Raw genomic sequence first — 18213 nt, forward strand, 5'->3', positions numbered from 1 at the left:
AAATGTATGTAGAAACTGTTAGGTATAATTATTAATTATGAAAAGTTTGTTATCAAGAGTTGAATCAAAGAAAATAGATAAGGCGGCTGCTATGCTTAAGGTGTTGGCGCACCCTAAACGCCTCGCTATAGTCGATTTGTTGGGAAAAGAAGACAAAATGACTGTAACTGAGATATATAAGCACCTGGATTTACCACAAGCCATAGCTTCTCAGCACCTTATCACGCTAAAAGACAAAGGGGTGTTGTCTTCGTTCAAGGTAGGCACTAAGATCTATTACTCACTGGCTATTCCGAAGTTGATTGATGTGATCGATTGCCTTGAGGAATGTTGTATAGACATCTAATCGAGCAGCCACTGGGAGTGGCGGGCAGCGCAATTTTGAGTTGTAAAAAAAGCCAAAGGTCTTCGTTATTCTTTCATTTAGAAAGCTTACGAAGACCTTTGGCTTTTTTATTCACTAAGAAAAAAGTGCCTTTTACTCAATTTTAATGTTTAAACTCCTCAGACTGCTTTTCAAGATCAAACAGGTCATTCAGCACATCAATAAGGGTTTCAGCTTCGCCTCTTTTGCAGGCTGCCTTAAGCTGCAGCACTGGTAGTTTGATGATCTTCTGCATCATCGACTTGGTAATGCTGTCCAGGCGCTTGGATTCTTCAGGCCCCATTTTTTTAAGGTAGCGGGCCATCTCCTCCTGCCGTATTGCCTCAAGCGCATTCTTCAGTCGGTTTATGGTCGGCGAAACGATCATCTCCTTCGACCAGTCATTGAACTGCTCAATAGATTCGGTAATGATCTCTTTTACCTTGGGAACAGAATTAATGCGACGCTGCAGTGCCTCGGAAGCTTTATTCTGTATGGTATCTATGTTATACACCAACACGCCCGGTATACTTTCCAGGTCTGGCTCTACGCTGCGCGGCACCGAAAGATCTATAAAGAACTTAAACGAAAGTACATTGAGGCGTTTCACCATCTCTTTGGTAAAGAACGGGGTTTCGCGGGCAACAGAAGAGATAATTACATCGGCCTCTTTCAGGCCCTGCACAATGTTCTCGAAAGGCAGTACCTCCAGTCCGCATTCCTCGGCAAGCGCCTCAGCTTTTGCCTGGGTGCGGTTTGTTATTTTAACGTTCTTAAAACCGGAGTCTTTCAGGTTGCGGCACACATCAGCACCTATCTCTCCCAAACCCACTACAAGTATACTTGGCTCGATAACCTCTGCAGTAAGCTCCTCTATCAACTCAATGGCGGCATAAGACGTGGATGCGGCTCCATCGCGGAAGGAGGTCTCCTGCACAACGCGTTTGTTGGTGTAGAAGATCGTGTGCATCAGGCGGTGCAGGAACGGGCCTGCGGTGTCGTTGTCGGCTGACCACTGGTAAGAAACTTTTACCTGGTTAGATATCTGCATATCTCCCACTACCTGAGACTCAAGGCCCATTGCCACATCAAACAGATGCTGCACGGCATCGTTGTGCTCGTTCAGGATAGTGAAATAATCTAAATACTTGGAAATATTATCAATGCCTTTGGTGATACCGAGCAGCTTCACGATCTCGGAGCTATAATCGGTGTCGGCGTTGTAGTATACTTCGGTGCGGTTACAGGTAGAAAGCACCAGCACATCAGAGGCTTGGATAAAGCTCTTTAACGTCTGGAGAAACTGCCTGCAGGAGGTTTCATCTAAGGCGATCAGTTCCCTGATATCCAGCGGCGCTTTCTTGTACGACAGGCTGATCGCTTTAAAATTCTGAAGCATAATAACGTGTGTTCTACTAAAGTGCAAATTTACGTGTCAAATTTTTAAAATGAAACTTACTTGCCCTTAATGTTTAATTTATACTAATTTCAAATAAATTTCGTGTACACTGCATGATACCCATCTACTCTCAGAAGAACAGGATAAAGCTTGTTGTTGTTATCATCGCCCTAATTATTGGCGCTGCCACCATTACGTATACCAACATTCTGGTCAGCAAGCTGTCTGAAAGAGAGCAGGAACTGGTGCAACTGTATGCCAAAGGTCTCCGGTACATGATCAATGCCCCCAGCGACGACAACATCGTCTTTATCGAGGAGGAGATTTTGTCAGCCAACACAACGGTGCCTGTTATCTTAACAGATGAGTACGAGAATATTCTCGATTCAAAGAACATCGATTTACCAAAAAACATTTCAGAAAAGCGGCGCACCGAACTTTTGCGCAGAGAAATAGAGAAAATGAAGGCCCAGCATGCGCCAATTGTGGTTCCGTGGGCAGAGGGCTCTGAAAATTATGTGTTCTATAAAGACTCCGCGCTACTCTCGCAACTGCGCTATTACCCTTATGTGCAGCTGATTGTAATCGCCTGCTTTGCGCTAATGGCCTACTTTGCCTTCAGTTACTCGCGCCGTGCCGAGCAAAACAGGGTATGGGTTGGCTTGGCAAAGGAAACAGCGCACCAGTTGGGCACACCGCTTTCTTCGTTAATGGCCTGGTATGAGTATATTAAAGCAAATCCCAAATTTGAGAACGAGCCGATCGTGGAAGAATTGGGCAAGGATGTGCGGCGCCTGGAGATCATTACAGAGCGTTTCTCAAATGTTGGTTCGGTGCCTTTGCTGCGCGACGAAAACATACTTCAGGTTACGCAGAACGCGATCAATTATCTTCAGAACAGGATCTCACGCAAGGTAGACATATCCATACACTCCAACTTTTCGCCGGATATTACTGCCAAAGTAAACGTGTCGCTATTTGATTGGGTGATTGAGAACATCTGCAAAAATGCCGTGGATGCCATGAACGGACGTGGAAGTATAAATATTAACCTGGTGCTTCTGGGTAAAAGCAGCATCGCCGTAGATATTACCGATACAGGCAAAGGCATTCCTAAAAGCAAAGTTACCTCAGTTTTTCTGCCGGGTTATACTACAAAAAAGCGGGGCTGGGGCCTGGGCCTGGCTTTGGCAAAACGTATTATCGATAATTATCACCGGGGCAAGCTGTTTGTAAGGTGGTCGGAGGTAGGCAAAGGGACCACGTTCCGGATCGTGCTGAACCGGTAGTATTTAAATTGCTGGATTGTTGAATTGCTAAACTGTTGACTCAGCTCTTTAAATGATGTAAAGTATATAACTATAGTTTTTACAATCCTTTTAATCATTAAAATCTCCTTAATCACCGGTCTGTGGAAGTTACAAGGTATAGTTCAGAGTATAAGCAAGTATGGGACGCATTTGTGGCTGGCTCAAAAAACGCTACTTTCCTGTTCTATCGCGACTACATGGAATATCATGCAGACAGGTTTCTGGACCACTCACTTCTCTTTTTTCATAAAAATAAATTGCTTGCGCTGCTGCCTGCCAACGAGCAAGGTTCTGAAGTGTTTTCGCATGGTGGTTTGAGCTATGGAGGCATACTAACAGGTGCAAGTATGAAAGTGGAGCTGATGCTAAAGGTGTTCTCGGTAATGACGGAGTACTACAAGCAGCACGGATTTATAAGTATAACCTACAAAACGATTCCACACATTTACCACCGCTTACCTGCCGAAGAAGACTTGTACGCACTTTTTAAGTATAAAGCGCAACTTTACAGGCGTGATGTACTGGCTGTGCTTGAGGATGACAGGGTGCAGAAGTATAACCAGCTGCGCAGAAGGAGCCTCAAAAAGGCCCAGGCATATGGCTGGCATCTAGAGCAATCATTTTGCTTTCAGGAGTTTTTAGAGCTTAAAGCACGTCTTTTAAAAGAGAAGTATAACGCCAGGCCTGTACATACTGTTGAGGAGCTGAAATCGCTGGCAGCGCGTTTCCCGGACAATATAAAGCTGTTTACGGCAACCAAAGACGATGAGCTTGGAGCAGGCGTGGTTGTGTACGAAACCAAAACAGCAGCGCACTGCCAGTACATAGCCACCTCAGACAGAGGACGTGAGCAAGGTGCATTGGATGCCATCTTTAACTTTTTGCTTACAGAAGTATATGCAGCCAAAAAGTATTTTGACTTTGGCGCATCGATGGATAGTGAACAGGAAAACGGGATAAATGCCAGCTTGCTGTCTAACAAGGAAAGCTACGGCGGCAGGGCCATGGTGCACGATTTTTACACGATTGCCCTTTAAAGCCAAAGCCCGCTAATGTAAGCGGGCTTTGGCTTTATTTTATACTTCCAGGTTGGCTTGTGCCGTTTGAGGTTGCGCCTCCACATTTTCTGCCCCCACCAAGTTTCGTTTACCTATTAGCTTTATCAAGCCCCAAAGTATAGCGGCGCCTATGGCATACACTAATAGCCAGTGCACACCCCAGCTGGATAGGTTCGTGCAAACCAGATTGGCAACTGCTGCCACTGTAATGGCATATGGAAGCTGCGTTTTAACGTGATCGATGTGGTTGCAGCCAGAAGCCAGAGAACTAAGTATGGTTGTATCGGAGATAGGGGAGCAGTGATCTCCGAAAACCGCGCCGGCAAGCACCACCGAGATTACGTTGTAAATGATTGGCATTGTCTCTTCGAGACTAAGACCTTGTGCCTGGCTTACATACCATGCAGCAGGCAGCATTAGCGGGTAAAGTATAGCCATCGTCCCCCAGCTGGACCCTGTTGAGAAAGCTATAACGGCAGCCAGCAGGAACGTAATCTCTGGCAAAAAGTATGGCGATATGTTTCCAGAGAACAACGATGTAAGGTACTCTGCGGTGTAGAGCTGCTGCGTAACCGCAGCCAGCGACCAGGCCAGCACAAGTATAAGTATAGCCGGCAGCATTGTCTTAAAGCCTACCAACAGTGATTCCATTGTTTCGGATAGGCTCATGATACGCTGGCTGATGGTAAGTATAACTGCGGTTAGCACTCCACTTAAAGATGCCCAGATCAGAGCCACGTAGGAGTTGGAATCGCCAATGGTTATAGAGAGTTTGCGCATAAAGCCAATAGACGCATCGTTCCATACTTCAGCGTTAAAGCCGGTATAAAGCAAGCCTGCCAGTGTGCCCAGAATCACAACCAATACGGGTAGGAGCGCATTCACAGGCCGTGTGCGCGATTCATCTACCGGCTCAAATTCACTCATTTCTTGCTGTTGTTTTTCCTGGCCTTTACGGTCTAAACTGGCGGCTGTAACGGCTCCGGTTTCTCTGGCCCTGATCTCTGCGTGGTGCATTGCGCCAAAATCCCGGTTCATCAGAATAAGCATCAGCATAAACACCAGTGTAAGTATAGGGTAGTACGCGTACTCCAGCGAGTGGAAAAACAGCGAATAAGCGCCTTCCTGTATTCCAAGTGCCGTGGCGGCGTCTTTTATATAGCCAAGCTCAGCACCGATCCAGGTGGTTACAAAAGCGATGGCCGCCACTGGAGCAGCGGTGCTGTCTACCAGGTAGGCAAGTTTCTCACGAGATATTCGGTGCTTGTCGGTTACAGGGCGCATGGTGTTGCCCACGATCAACGTATTGGCGTAATCATCGAAAAATATGGCGATGCCCAGGAACCAGGTTACCAGTTGCGAGCTTTTGGCCGATTTCGCATACTTCGAGAGTACATTCACCACGCCTGCCATGCCGCCGTTTTTAGAAATAATAGCCACCATGCCACCAATCAGCATAGAGAAAATAATTACAGAAACATGGTCGCCGTCTGTGAGAGCCTCCATAAGGTAAGTGTCGCCTACAGCCAGCAAGCCTGTAAACATAGACTTAAACGATAATCCGTAAACTACGAAACCGCCAACCCATATGCCGGCAAAAAGAGCCAGTAACACCTCCCTGAAAATAAGGGCCAGCACAATAGCAATAAGCGGCGGCAGGATCGAAAGCCACATGGGGATCTCTGCCATACCTTGCGTTGTATCATCGGTTGGGCGGTACAGGCGGGCAATTGTTCTGGTGCCAAGATTTGCGGTTACCTGAACAAGATTCGCCTCCTCTTCCAAAGAAAACCTGGCTTCGCCCTCAGTAAAGCTCACGTCCCGTAGTTCGCCATTTATCCGTAGTGCCAACGGGCCGCTATACTTGATCAGGTTGCCGGCTTCGTTGGTGGTGTTAAGCACATAAGCTGTGTCATTTACAGCCTGTATTTTAAACTCCTCAATGGCAGCTTTTCCATTTATAACATCCTGTGCGGTAAGGTTAAGCGAAAGCAGGAGCAGGGCTATAAGTGGTATTAGCGATTTAATGTGCTTCATTTACAAGTGAATTCTGATGTTACAACCCCTTAAATAAGCAAAATATTTCCACTTTAGGAAAAAACGCTTTAGCGTACAGGTCTACAGGATTTGCAGTCAGATAAAGTGTATTGATATGTTGGAGGTAGTATTGTGCAGTAGCGCATTTGTATTGTACAATATTTTTAAATACTATCAATGATTCTTTGTTAATATTGACCTTGTTTAAGTTCAATTATATTTAAGAGAAGGAGTTCTAAATATATTGTTTTTTATATGTTTTAGGAGTTTTTTGTGCTTAGCCAATTAATGCTTAAACATTTTTGTGATAATATCTATATTTGGTATGCATGCATAACGTTATGGTTATAAATAACCTTGAAAATGTTGTGTTGCTGTCTGTAAATACATATCTTCTACTATAATTCGAAATCCGCCCCAAACCACTATAAACAGACTTAATGGTATAACACATGTTTTGTGTTTTAATATTAGGTTTATGATTATTCTGATTTTTTTTAATTCAAAACAAAGGTATCAATATGTATAATGTTTGTTTTGTGCAAATGTGTGTTGATGACATTGTGTTTAAAGGCTAAAACTAATACTAAAGTTATTTATAAAATATTTTAATCAGACTCACCCTGAACAACTAATGCCTATGAGGATTTCTACTCGCCTTAGGAAAATTGGCAATCACATTTTTAAACTAGCCCTACTGGTGCTAGTATTTGTAAATGCTGATGCACTCGCACAATCAACAAGTTGGCGAGGTACCACTAGCAGTGATTGGAACACTGCTTCGAACTGGACTAATGGGGTACCAACTGCTACAACAAATGTGTTTATTGGAGATGGAAGCTTCACAGGTACAAACCATCCAGAGATAGATTCAAACGGCATTGTTAGTATTGCTAACTTAACCTTATCGAATGAGAGTGCTAAATCTGTTAAGTTGTTTGTTACTAACAACTTTAATGTTAATATATCTGGTAAATTAACAGTGGGACCTGGCACGACTTTCGAAAATAACGGGACTACAATAGTATTACAGGGGGATCTGGAAAATAACGGAACAATTGTCGAATCTACGTTTATTAAAAATAATGGGCGTAAGGGGCGCTTTTACCCAAGTTTTGAAATGTCAGGTGTCGGGAAGAAAATAATGGGTTCCAGTACTGTTAATTTTAGTCATCTGATTATTTCTGGCTCAATATTTCTGGAGAACAACCTGACGATTGAGACCATGAATATCACGGTTAATGGACAGAACGAGCCGCCTACATCAGATATAACCGTAAAAGCCAATGCTTCTTTCGATCCAAGGGGATACAAGGTTACCTTTAGAGGAAAAGGAACGAGTTCATCAGATTCTTCAAATGGACTTATTGTTGAGCCAGGCGGTACATTGTTTGTGAAAGCAACAAACTACGGTGACAATTACACTATTCAGCCTACTACACTGTATACAACTTCTGTAGTAGATTATGCCGCAACAACTGGTACTCAGTATGTTCTTAATAGAGCCTATGGTATACTTAAGATAAGTGGTGGAGGTACAAAGGAACTCATAGGCAATACTACAGTAAGTAACATAGATGCCGCCACACAGCTAATTGTAGAAGCCGGTACGCTGGATCTGAAGACTTTTACGCTTAATCGCACGAGTACTGGAACAGCTGTTACAGGAGGCACATTAACAATATCCAATGGAGCTTTCCTAAAAATAGGAGGTGCGGGTGTTTTCCCAACCGGGTATAATACTGTCAATTTAGGCCCTACCAGTACTGTTGAATATTATGGTGGTAACCAAACAGTTGACACCAGAACATACGGGCACCTTGTACTTAGTGGTACAGGAAACAAAATAATGCCTGCAACAGCCTTTACAGTTGCCGGTAATTTTAGCAGCTTGGGTACAGTGGCATATACTGCAAGCAGTGATTTTACTGTTTTAGGGGATGTTTCAATTGGGTCGGGGACTACATTTAACGGCAGCACCAGAACAATTACTGTTGGTGGTAACTGGACAGATAATGGCACTTTTACACCAAGCACAAGTACTGTAGTGATGAATGGTTCCGGCAAGCAAGTCCTCAGGACAACAGCAGGGGCGGTTCCCTTCAATAACCTTAGCATCACAACTGGTTTAATATCAACAGCTGTAAATATAAATGCAATCGGTAACCTGGCAACAAGTGGCGCGGGACAGTTTAACAGCACTGCTACTTTAACAATGTCAGGGACGGGTAAGACCATTAGCGGTGAAAATATCACGTTAATGCATCTGGTTGCTGATGGTACTACAACAACTACAGCTACACTTGTTGTGAATGGTAACCTCACAGTTAATGGTGGAAAATCTTTTATTGCAACAGCAGGGGTAATGAATATGCAAGGTAGCGGCACTACTATTGTTAATAATGGTACGTTTTCTCCATTCAGCATCCGTGTACTTGGTACTACTGGTACAACTTCTAGCTTTACAGTTACTTCCAACTTGAGTGGTACAGGTACACTAACAGCCTCTGGTGGCATTATAACCTTTGATGGTACCACCACTTATGGGGGAACGCACCTACTGCATAGCGTAACAGTGGCAGCAGGCAGGACCCTCACAATGAATGCTAACTCAAATATGGGTATAGCAAACCAATTGACAACGGCAGGGGCTACGCTAAACGTTTCCACAAATACTCCCAACACTATTACCTATAACAGAATTGGAACTCAAAGTATAAATGGCCGAGACTATTTTAACCTGGTTATTGCAAATTCGGGAGCGAAGACTGCTGCAGGCGCCATTTCAGTTTTAGGCAATATGACCGTTGCCAGCGGTTCTAGGTTTGAAGGCGGCAGTTTTACGCATAGTATTAAAGGCGACCTTGTCAATAATGCAGGAAGTGAATTTGCGGCGGGGAGCAGTAGAATTGTCTTCGATGGTGCAATAAACAGCCGTATAAGCGGTGCCAACACAGTATTCAACCAGTTGGAGGTAAACAAGTCGGTTGCCTCAAGTTACCTTGAACTAGCCAATAGTGTCCAGGCTACTGACTTGTTTGTAACATCAGGGTCAATGCGTACACTTAGCAATACTATTACTGTAACAAGTAGCAGGTCAGGCAATGGCTGGATCTACGGTACTATCAGACGGCAGCATGCATATACGAACGGCACAACTTATGCCTTTGCTGGACCCTATAACCTGATCACTTTAAATAATGCCTCTGGTATTACAGCAGTAACTGTGACAAACACATCAGGAGTAGTAAGCACCTTTAAAAATGGTACTGCTATTAACCGAGCTTATGATATAAGTATAAACGGAGGTACAAGCCCTTATGCCGGCACATTACAGCTGCAATACAACGATGCCGACCTAAATGGTAATAACGAGGCAAGCATACAGTTATTTAAGCTAGTGGCAAGCAATTGGGAAGCCAACGGATCAACAGGTCGAGAAATAAATCAAAATTGGGTTGCGAATAATACACTTACAGATGTAACAGGCAACTGGACGCTGTCTGCAAGTGCTGGTATTTTGCGTTGGGCCGGTGCTATCAGTACCGATTGGGGAACAGCCGGAAACTGGTTATCAGTAGCCACGGATGGCTCTACTACTACTTCAACTAAGATTCCTGAAGTTACAGATATTGTTGAGTTCGGTGTCGCAACTGTTCCCAACCAGCCACGACTTACGACTGCAGCCAGTGTAAAGGCGATTCAGTTTTTAGATAGCGGAACTCCAATCACCTTAACACTAAGTGGCGCAGGCGCACAGTTGACTTCTGAGGGTAACCTTGTTGCGAGTGGTGCTGGTGCCAGCGCACGAACAAGTACGATCATGATTGATAATGCCTTAGGTAAACTGAGTGTGAATGGTGCTTTGATATTATCAGGCGGTGCCAATAATAATTTGGCACTCAATATCGGCCCTGGTACAGTCAGTGTTACAGGCGAGTTAGAGCAGAAGAACACATCCAGTATAAGTATAACCAGCGGTTTATTGGAGTTAAACGGGGATTATAATTACACAGGAGGTGTGTTTACAGCCGGCACCAATAGTACCGTGGATTATAAAGGGCTTGGCTCACAGGTGGTGGCTGCGGTTCCTTATTATCATTTGAAAATTAGTAAACCTTCGGGTGTGGCCACACTTAATGCAACTGCTGCACTTAACCTTGGAGGTAATCTTACAATGAGTGGCACGGAAAGTTTTATACTTCAGGCTTCTGATCTAAGCGTGAGTGGAAACGTGGAGCAGACAAACGGCACATTAGATGCAGGGAGTTCTGTGATTAAAGTGGCTGGCAACTGGACCAGAACAGGTGGTGTTTTTGTGCCTTCTGCAAGCACAGTTACCTTTAATGGTATTAGCAACGCAGCTGTGGGAAGTACAAGCCAACCGACACAGGAGTATACTTTCAACAGACTCACTATAGCTAAAGCAGAAAATATTACGTTAACTGCCCACAATAACATCAGAGTTAATGCTGATTTTGATATTGCTAGCGGCACACTGAGTTTAGGGGCTAAAACAGTAAGCAGAACAGCACCGGGAGGTAATTTTACAATGGGTAACGGTAGCGTACTTCTGTTGGAGGGCTCAAACTTCCCTATCAATTTTAGTAACGTAACTTTAAATACAACGAGCCATGTAAAATACGAAGGAACAATAGCACAGGCGGTGGCAGCGGTAACTTACGGTCATCTAACCTTGGATAATGGAGGAGCAGTTGAGAAGACGCTACAGGCTGGTACACGTGTAAACGGTGATCTTACCATTACAGATGATGCTACCCTGAATGGCGCTGGCAAAACACTTACTATAAGTGGTAACTTTATTAAAGCAAGTACTGGAGTATTCAATGCTGGTGCTACTTATGCCGAAGGTACCCTAGTATTAGCAGCTACCACTCCTGCAGCCCAAAAACAATTAAATGGAGCATTTACGGTTCATAATATGTTGCTTGAGGCTGGAGCCAACTATATTATTCCTTCAAATGACCTTCTGATCAAAGGTAATTTTACGAATCAGGGCACAATCGACGGGACTACACGAAGAGTGACATTTGAGAGCGACTTCTTGAATTCGGAGACAGGGGTATTAAAAAGCAGCGGTGTGGCCGCGTTCTCTGGAACGCGACTGCAGACAATTCAGTTAAGGGCATCTATTCAGGGCTCAGTGCCTCACCCGCTTAACCCAGCTATTACGATACCTCCTGCGGTTGAGTTCAATGGCAACGTAGCACCGGTATTAAACTCGACAGCGGCACCTTCGTTTGGCAAGGTTACCATTAATAATCAGGATCCTGCTGGTATCCGAACCAGTGTGGGCTGGACAGTGAATCTGGACTTTAACGTTAGTGCTGGCGCTACTTTTGATGGTGGAGCCTATACACATAACTTCTTAACTGCCATTCTGAATAGCGGAACAATATTGAGCTCCGGCACAATTAATTTCACTCCATCCGGTTTGGCTGGGTTGTCAGCTTATCCAATAAAGTTTGGCACTACGCCTGCATCATTCCAAAGTACAGGCACTCTTTATATAGGCAGTTCGCAGTTAGTGGCTCTAAGTGGAGTTGTACCATCTCAACTTAACAACCTGACCATTGACAATAAGCATGCATTAGGCGTTTCTACACAAGGCTTATCGGCTGAACTGCCTTTGTATGGCACAACCTGGACTATTAACGGCAACCTATCAATATTAAGTGGTGCAAAATTTAACGCAGGTGCGGGAACCTCTTATATTATTGGTGGTAATCTAGTGAACAGCGGTGCACTTAATGGTGCAGGTGGTAGCTTTACACTAAATAACTCAGTGGGTCTTGCCAATGACCCGGTGACACCTGCCTCAATTGATGGTTCAGGTACAACCACATTAGGAAACCTTACTATAGCGGCAAATGCGAATGTTGATATTAATAGTAATCTCAATATTAACGGCAACCTGGTCTATAATGGGCAGTCTCTGAGTACAATAGGGGCGGAGATCAATTTTACAGGAGCCGGAGCTTCTCAGATAGAGGCAGCAGGTGGTACACTGAATGTCGAAAACATCAGAGTGTCTAAAACGGATGCCGCAACTACTGTAACGCTTCTTGCAGATATAACCGAAACATCTAATATTACTGTGCAGAGTGGTACGCTAGACCTTAGCACAAAGTCAGTGACAAAGCCTATAGGTAGTACTTCATCAACTCTGACCGTTTCTGATAATGCACTCTTAAAAATTGGGGGTACAAGTGCTATGCCTACCTTCGATGTGTTCTCTCTTGGCGAATCAAGTACAGTGGAGTTTTACGGTTCTAATCAGAACGTTGAAAGTATACAATATGGCCATTTAAGTGTAAAGAATGCCGGAACAAAAACATTTAGTGTCGGAACGGCAAAAATTGCGGGTAATTTCACTGTAACCTCTGACCCGGTAGTGGTAACCCCGGCTACCATAGAGTATAATGGCACCGCAGCTCAGACAATAGCAGCTATTGACTACAAGAATCTATCGTTGAGTACTAGCAGCAATAAAACACTTGCCGCTGGCACAGTTGGTGTAGCAGAGGCATTTACCAACACTGGTGGTGCAACAGTGAACACAACCGCCAACACTACAACTGTAAATTACAACGGAGCAGCTGCCCAGAATGTATTAGCTATCAACTACCATAATCTTAAACTGAGCAACAGTGGTATAAAAACGTTCAGCAATACCACAGGTGTGGCTGCGGCATTTACGGTAGAAGGAACTGCGGAAGCCAACCTAACCAATTCAGAAACTACGTTAAATTTTAATGGCACCGGTGCGCAGAACATACCTGCACTAACTTACAGTAAAGTGCTTATATCTGCTGGTGGCACAAAAGCATTAACAGGGGGTAACGCGAATATTCAAAAGGAGCTGCGATTAACCAACGGGCGGATTGCAACAGGTACAAACAAGTTTATACTTGGCAGCGCTGCCACGATCGTGGAGAGCGAGGGCAACTACGTGACGGGGCTGGTGGAGACGCAGCGCGCGTTCTCTGGCTCGGAGAACTTCGGCGGGCTGGGGGTGACGGTCTCCTCGGCCGCGCTATCGGGCCCTGTGACGGTGCTCCGGGAGACGGGGCGGGCCATCGTGGCCGGCAACGGCAACCCGAGCATCCTGCGCAACTATAGCTTCACGGTGGGCGGCGCCAACTCCAAGCTGGACGCCACGGTGAGCCTGGACTACCTGGACCACGAGCTCAACGGCTACGACGAGGGCACGCTGCTGGTCTTCTACCCGGACGCCTCGAGCACGTCTGGCTGGTCGCACAACGGCACCTCGGTGGCGAGCCCATCGAGCAACCGGGTGGGTGCCACGGGCATCGGCAGGCTCACGCAGCTGACGCTGGGCAGCTCTGTCTCGCCGCTTCCGGTGGAGATGAAGTACTTTAGGGCCGAGCGCCGCGGTCAGGAGGCGGTGCTGAGCTGGGAGACGGCCGCAGAGCGCGACCACCAGGGCTTCGAGGTGGAGGTTTCTGTGGACGGCAGGTCCTACCGCCGCCTGGGGGCTGTGGTCAGTGGCCGCGCAGGATCATCCCCGGGTGCTAAATACGCCTTTACTGATACTGAGACAGGGAAGGCAGGCGTGCGCTACTACCGCCTCAAGCAGCTGGACCTGGACGGCACCCACGCCTACTACGGTCCGCGGGCCGTGGACTTCGGGCAGGCCAAGGCCATGCCGCTGCAGGCATACCCTAACCCGTTCCAGGATCAGCTGACTGTTGAGTTCCAGGTAGCTACAAACTGTGTAGCCAAACTTAGCCTACACACCATTGAAGGCAGAAAGCTATACGAAGAAAACTATGCTGCAAAAGCTGGCCAGAATGCGGTAGTGTTGTCGTTTAAGAACAAAACCTTAAAACCAGGCCTTTATTTGATGAAAGTCGAAACCGGGGAAGGGACGCAATCTATAAAAGTGATTAAAAAATAAAATAGCTGTTTTTGTACTTTAAAGGGTGCCTGCTGTCAGGCACCCTTTTCTTTTATATAAGCCATACTCAATACCTATCTGGTCAATGTTATAATACAGGGTGTACACCTCCTGGTCCACTCAATCCCGAAGATTAAATTGCAAATCAACTATTTACAAATAATAGTCTGGTGTAGCTATACTTGACACATATGTAAATATGTTGTGTTATTTATATGTGAATATTTGATTAAGCTCCCTAAACTAACCTAAAGTTGCACTGTTCTATTCAATGATCTTTAAAGCCAATTAATTGTTTCGCAAATGTCAATAAATTATATATATTGTTATATAAATCGTTGATTACAACTATGTTATCTGTATTTAATGCGTTTTTTGTATTTGAATAGTATAAATTAAGCTAGCCTTAAATCTGGGGTAAGTTCCTCTGAAGAGATGTGGGTTTTTTGGGATATAACTAATATTTGATTGATTCCCCTTTCTATATGAATGTCTAGTCTACTACAACTTTATCTGTAATTATTTTAAAATGTTTATCAGAAAGTTTTTACGAGTATACTTTACCTATTATATATTTCTTGCATTAATGTTCTTGTCTACTGAAGCAAACGCTCAAACTACAGTTAGCTGGAGAGGGGGGAGCGGAACTACTGGCGACAGATGGGATATAGCAAGTAATTGGTCACCGGCTGTTGTACCAAATGCCAATACACATGTGCTTATTGGCGATTTTGCCTATACAGGCAAGCATCCTATACTTGATCTGGATAATATAGCAGCCCAGTGCTTATCTTTAACTATTGGTGGCCTTTCAAGTGCCTCATTAGATATAAAAGATAGCAAACCTCAGGCAGGAACGAGAACTTCATTTATAGTAAACGGTAACATAAATATACAGAGCAATGGAACACTACTGCTAAGAGGTACCGAAATACAATTGAAAGGTGACTGGCAAAATAATGGAGTATACAATGAAGAATATGTGGTTTCAGGAAATACAGGTTATTTACCTGTATTAAATTTTATAGGAATAAGCCAGGTTCTGGGCGGCACGAGCACATCATCTTTTGTTTTATTAGTGATAAACAGCTCTACAGTACTCAATGCCGATGTAACAATAAGACCTTTAATCACATCTGCCCGTCTGATTGTTGGGACAGGTGGCAAACTAGACCCTACAAGCAAGAAAGTTAGTTGGCCAAGCGGGGGAAACCTGGAACTAAGAAGTGGATCTACCTTACAGGTAAAGGCATCAACCTATTTAGCGAACTATGATCTAAGGCCTGAAGCCGCAGATGTTAACTCAACAGCAATAATAGAATATGCCTCCGGCACAAACCAGAGTGTCGATAACTTGGTGCCTTACCAGATATTAAAGATAAGTGGCGGCGGAACAAAAAGCCTAGTAGCTAACACAGCAATAGCAAATGAGGTAGATGTAACTGCTGGAACACTAGACATAGGCGGATTTACACTGAACAGAACAACTGCAGGTGGAAAATTGACTGTAGCTTCTGGGGCAACCCTGCGCATTGGCAGTACAAGATCAATGCCTACCGGCTATTCTACTTATACTTTTAACGCTAACTCTACAGTAAACTATTACGGCACTGCCCAAACTGTGGCAAACCATACTTACGGACACCTTACCTTAAGCAATACGGGTACCAAAACATTGCCAAGCGCAGCTATGACCATTAATGGTAATTTCACGAGCCAGGGTACAGTAAGCAGCATAGCAGGTGGTAACATGACAATCGGTGGTAATGTAACGATAGGCACAGGCTCAACCTTTGATGGTAGCACGTTTACGCATACAGTATCTGGTAACTGGGCAGCGGATGGCACCTATGTTCCGGGTACGGGTACAGTGGTAATGGCAGGGGCAAGTAGAACTATCTCCAGCGCAGCAGGTGCCACAGAGTTCAATAACCTTACCTTAAGTGGCACAGGCACAAACATAACCGTTCCATCCCTGACTATCAGGGGAAACCTGAATGCAAGTGGTGGGTTGTCTCAATCCGCGGGAGGTACAGTTACTATGACTAACTCAACGAGCCGGAGCATTAGTGGTAGCAATGTAAATTTCCAAAACCTTGTCATTGATGGCACTGTTAGCACGGGCATCAGTTTTAATGTGAATGGCAATTTTACAACCAATGCAAACAAATCCTTTTCTGCGACAGCAGGCACAATAAACATGCTCGGAAGTAACAGAGCCATTTCTGGAACAGGAAGTATGACCTTCTGGGGACTTAGCATTGGGGCTACAACTTCTTCAGCCAGCAGCTTTACAATTAATTCCTCGCTTAGCGGTACTGCCAGCCTGACGGCTACGGCAGGCACTGTGACTTTTGATGGTATATCAACGGCCTTTAGTGGCAATCATAACCTGTTTCATGTAAATGTTCCTGCAGGTAAGGGCTTAACACTGTCTTCAAGCGCGACACTGGGAGTGGCCGGGGGGCTGACCTCTGGTGGCTCTTTTTCAGCAACGGCTAATACCTGTACCGTAGAGTACAATGGAGCTGGCATGCAGAGTGTGCTGGTAGCAGCCTATCACCACTTGAAGCTGAGTAATACCGGGACCAAGACTTTTGGCGCAGGCACAACACGTGTTGCGGGCAGCTTGTCTGTTATAAGCGGCACGGGTACAGAGTTGCTTTCCAACGCATCTACGATAGATTTCAACGGTACCGGGGCACAGAACATCCCGGGCCTGTCCTACCACAGGATACTGCTGTCCTCGGGTGGCGTTAAAACGCTTATGGCAAACGCCAGTGTAGCAGGTGAGCTGCGATTAACCAACGGGCGGATTGCAACTGGTACAAACAAGTTTATACTTGGCAGTGCTGCCACGATCGTGGAGAGCGAGGGCAACTACGTGACGGGGCTGGTGGAGACGCAGCGCGCGTTCTCTGGCTCGGAGAACTTCGGCGGGCTGGGGGTGACGGTCTCCTCGGCCGCGCTATCGGGCCCTGTGACGGTGCTCCGGGAGACGGGGCGGGCCATCGTGGCCGGCAACGGCAACCCGAGCATCCTGCGCAACTATAGCTTCACGGTGGGCGGCGCCAACTCCAAGCTGGACGCCACGGTGAGCCTGGACTACCTGGACCACGAGCTCAACGGCTACGACGAGGGCACGCTGCTGGTCTTCTACCCGGACGCCTCGAGCACGTCTGGCTGGTCGCACAACGGCACCTCGGTGGCGAGCCCATCGAGCAACCGGGTGGGTGCCACGGGCATCGGCAGGCTCACGCAGCTGACGCTGGGCAGCTCTGTCTCGCCGCTTCCGGTGGAGATGAAGTACTTTAGGGCCGAGCGCCGCGGTCAGGAGGCGGTGCTGAGCTGGGAGACGGCCGCAGAGCGCGACCACCAGGGCTTCGAGGTGGAGGTTTCCGTGGACGGGAGGTCCTACCGCCGCCTGGGCTTCGTAGCCTCAGCGGGTACCGGCACGGGCCCGGGCGGCAAGTATGGCTTCACCGACACGGAGGCGGGGAAGGCGGGTATACGGTATTACCGCCTCAAGCAGCTGGACCTGGACGGCACCCACGCCTACTACGGTCCGCGGGCTGTGGACTTCGGGCAGGCCAAGGCCGCACCGATGCAGGCATACCCCAACCCCTTCAGGGATAACTTGCGCATCAGCTTTGAAACCGCTGGTAATGCTACTGCTAAAGCGGCCCTTTATACTTTGGCTGGCAAGGCAGTGCTTGTACAGGAATTAAAAGCAAACTCTGGCGCAAACGATTTTCGAATCAATACAGACAACGCGCACCTTACTTCCGGTATGTACCTGCTTGTGGTTGAAGTGGATGGGAAAAAGAGAAGTATTAAAGTTACAAGAGACTAGCCGATCTAAACTATAAGCATGAAGGCACCTGAGTAGGTGCCTTTTTCATGTTACTAACCTGCCAGCCTACACCGTAGTTTTAGAAAGTATAAACAAGCCTATTACTTTTATCAAAGTTCTGTTTTTACCAGCCTTTCTGTAATCCGCCTAAAATAAATTGTATTTAAAAAATATGAAACTGCACTGATGGTTTCATGGTGGATTTTGCTTTGTATTTGTTATAAATAATGAAGAATAAGTGCAACAAATT

7 protein-coding genes are annotated in these 18213 nt (G+C 45.9%); 5 read left to right on the forward strand and 2 right to left on the reverse strand.

Going from position 1 to position 18213, the window contains the following annotated elements; translation table 11 throughout:
- Positions 1-37 precede the first annotated feature (37 nt).
- Complete coding sequence (locus AC4BAP_RS01755; RefSeq protein WP_187068257.1) at positions 38-346, forward strand: ArsR/SmtB family transcription factor; 309 nt, start codon at positions 38-40, stop codon at positions 344-346.
- 142 nt (positions 347-488) lie between these two features.
- On the opposite strand, the gene hemA is transcribed toward AC4BAP_RS01755, so the two are convergent.
- A complete protein-coding gene (gene hemA, locus AC4BAP_RS01760; protein WP_490580892.1) occupies positions 489-1763 on the reverse strand; it encodes a glutamyl-tRNA reductase in 1275 nt (424 codons plus the stop codon).
- 113 nt (positions 1764-1876) lie between these two features.
- On the opposite strand from hemA, the gene AC4BAP_RS01765 reads away from it, so the two are divergent.
- Positions 1877-3052: an ATP-binding protein gene (locus AC4BAP_RS01765; protein ID WP_490580893.1), complete on the forward strand. Its 1176-nt coding sequence runs from the start codon at positions 1877-1879 to the stop codon at positions 3050-3052.
- Between the two features lie 122 nt (positions 3053-3174).
- The gene (locus AC4BAP_RS01770; protein ID WP_490580894.1) at positions 3175-4110 is read left to right on the forward strand and encodes a GNAT family N-acetyltransferase; all 936 of its coding nucleotides are present in this window, start codon (positions 3175-3177) and stop codon (positions 4108-4110) included.
- A gap of 39 nt (positions 4111-4149) precedes the next feature.
- Here the strand turns inward: AC4BAP_RS01770 and AC4BAP_RS01775 are convergent, their stop codons facing one another.
- Positions 4150-6168 (reverse strand): Na+/H+ antiporter NhaC family protein, encoded by a 2019-nt coding sequence (locus AC4BAP_RS01775; protein ID WP_490580895.1) that lies wholly within the window; start codon positions 6166-6168, stop codon positions 4150-4152.
- Between the two features lie 1120 nt (positions 6169-7288).
- Here AC4BAP_RS01775 and AC4BAP_RS01780 point away from each other — a divergent pair.
- Positions 7289-14110: a T9SS type A sorting domain-containing protein gene (locus AC4BAP_RS01780; protein ID WP_490580896.1), complete on the forward strand. Its 6822-nt coding sequence runs from the start codon at positions 7289-7291 to the stop codon at positions 14108-14110.
- Positions 14111-14702: 592 nt separating this feature from the next.
- The gene (locus AC4BAP_RS01785; RefSeq protein WP_490580897.1) at positions 14703-17963 is read left to right on the forward strand and encodes a T9SS type A sorting domain-containing protein; all 3261 of its coding nucleotides are present in this window, start codon (positions 14703-14705) and stop codon (positions 17961-17963) included.
- The last annotated feature ends 250 nt before the right edge of the window (positions 17964-18213 follow it).

This window comes from Pontibacter sp. GD7, assembly GCF_058216375.1.

What these genes read in the sequence shown, in the direction of transcription:
- AC4BAP_RS01755 (WP_187068257.1), top strand. Translation starts at nt 38, where the DNA reads ATGAAAAGTTTGTTATCAAGAGTTGAATCAAAGAAAATAGATAAGGCG.
- hemA (WP_490580892.1), bottom strand. Translation starts at nt 1,763, where the DNA reads ATGCTTCAGAATTTTAAAGCGATCAGCCTGTCGTACAAGAAAGCGCCG.
- AC4BAP_RS01765 (WP_490580893.1), top strand. Translation starts at nt 1,877, where the DNA reads ATGATACCCATCTACTCTCAGAAGAACAGGATAAAGCTTGTTGTTGTT.
- AC4BAP_RS01775 (WP_490580895.1), bottom strand. Translation starts at nt 6,168, where the DNA reads ATGAAGCACATTAAATCGCTAATACCACTTATAGCCCTGCTCCTGCTT.
- AC4BAP_RS01780 (WP_490580896.1), top strand. Translation starts at nt 7,289, where the DNA reads ATGTCAGGTGTCGGGAAGAAAATAATGGGTTCCAGTACTGTTAATTTT.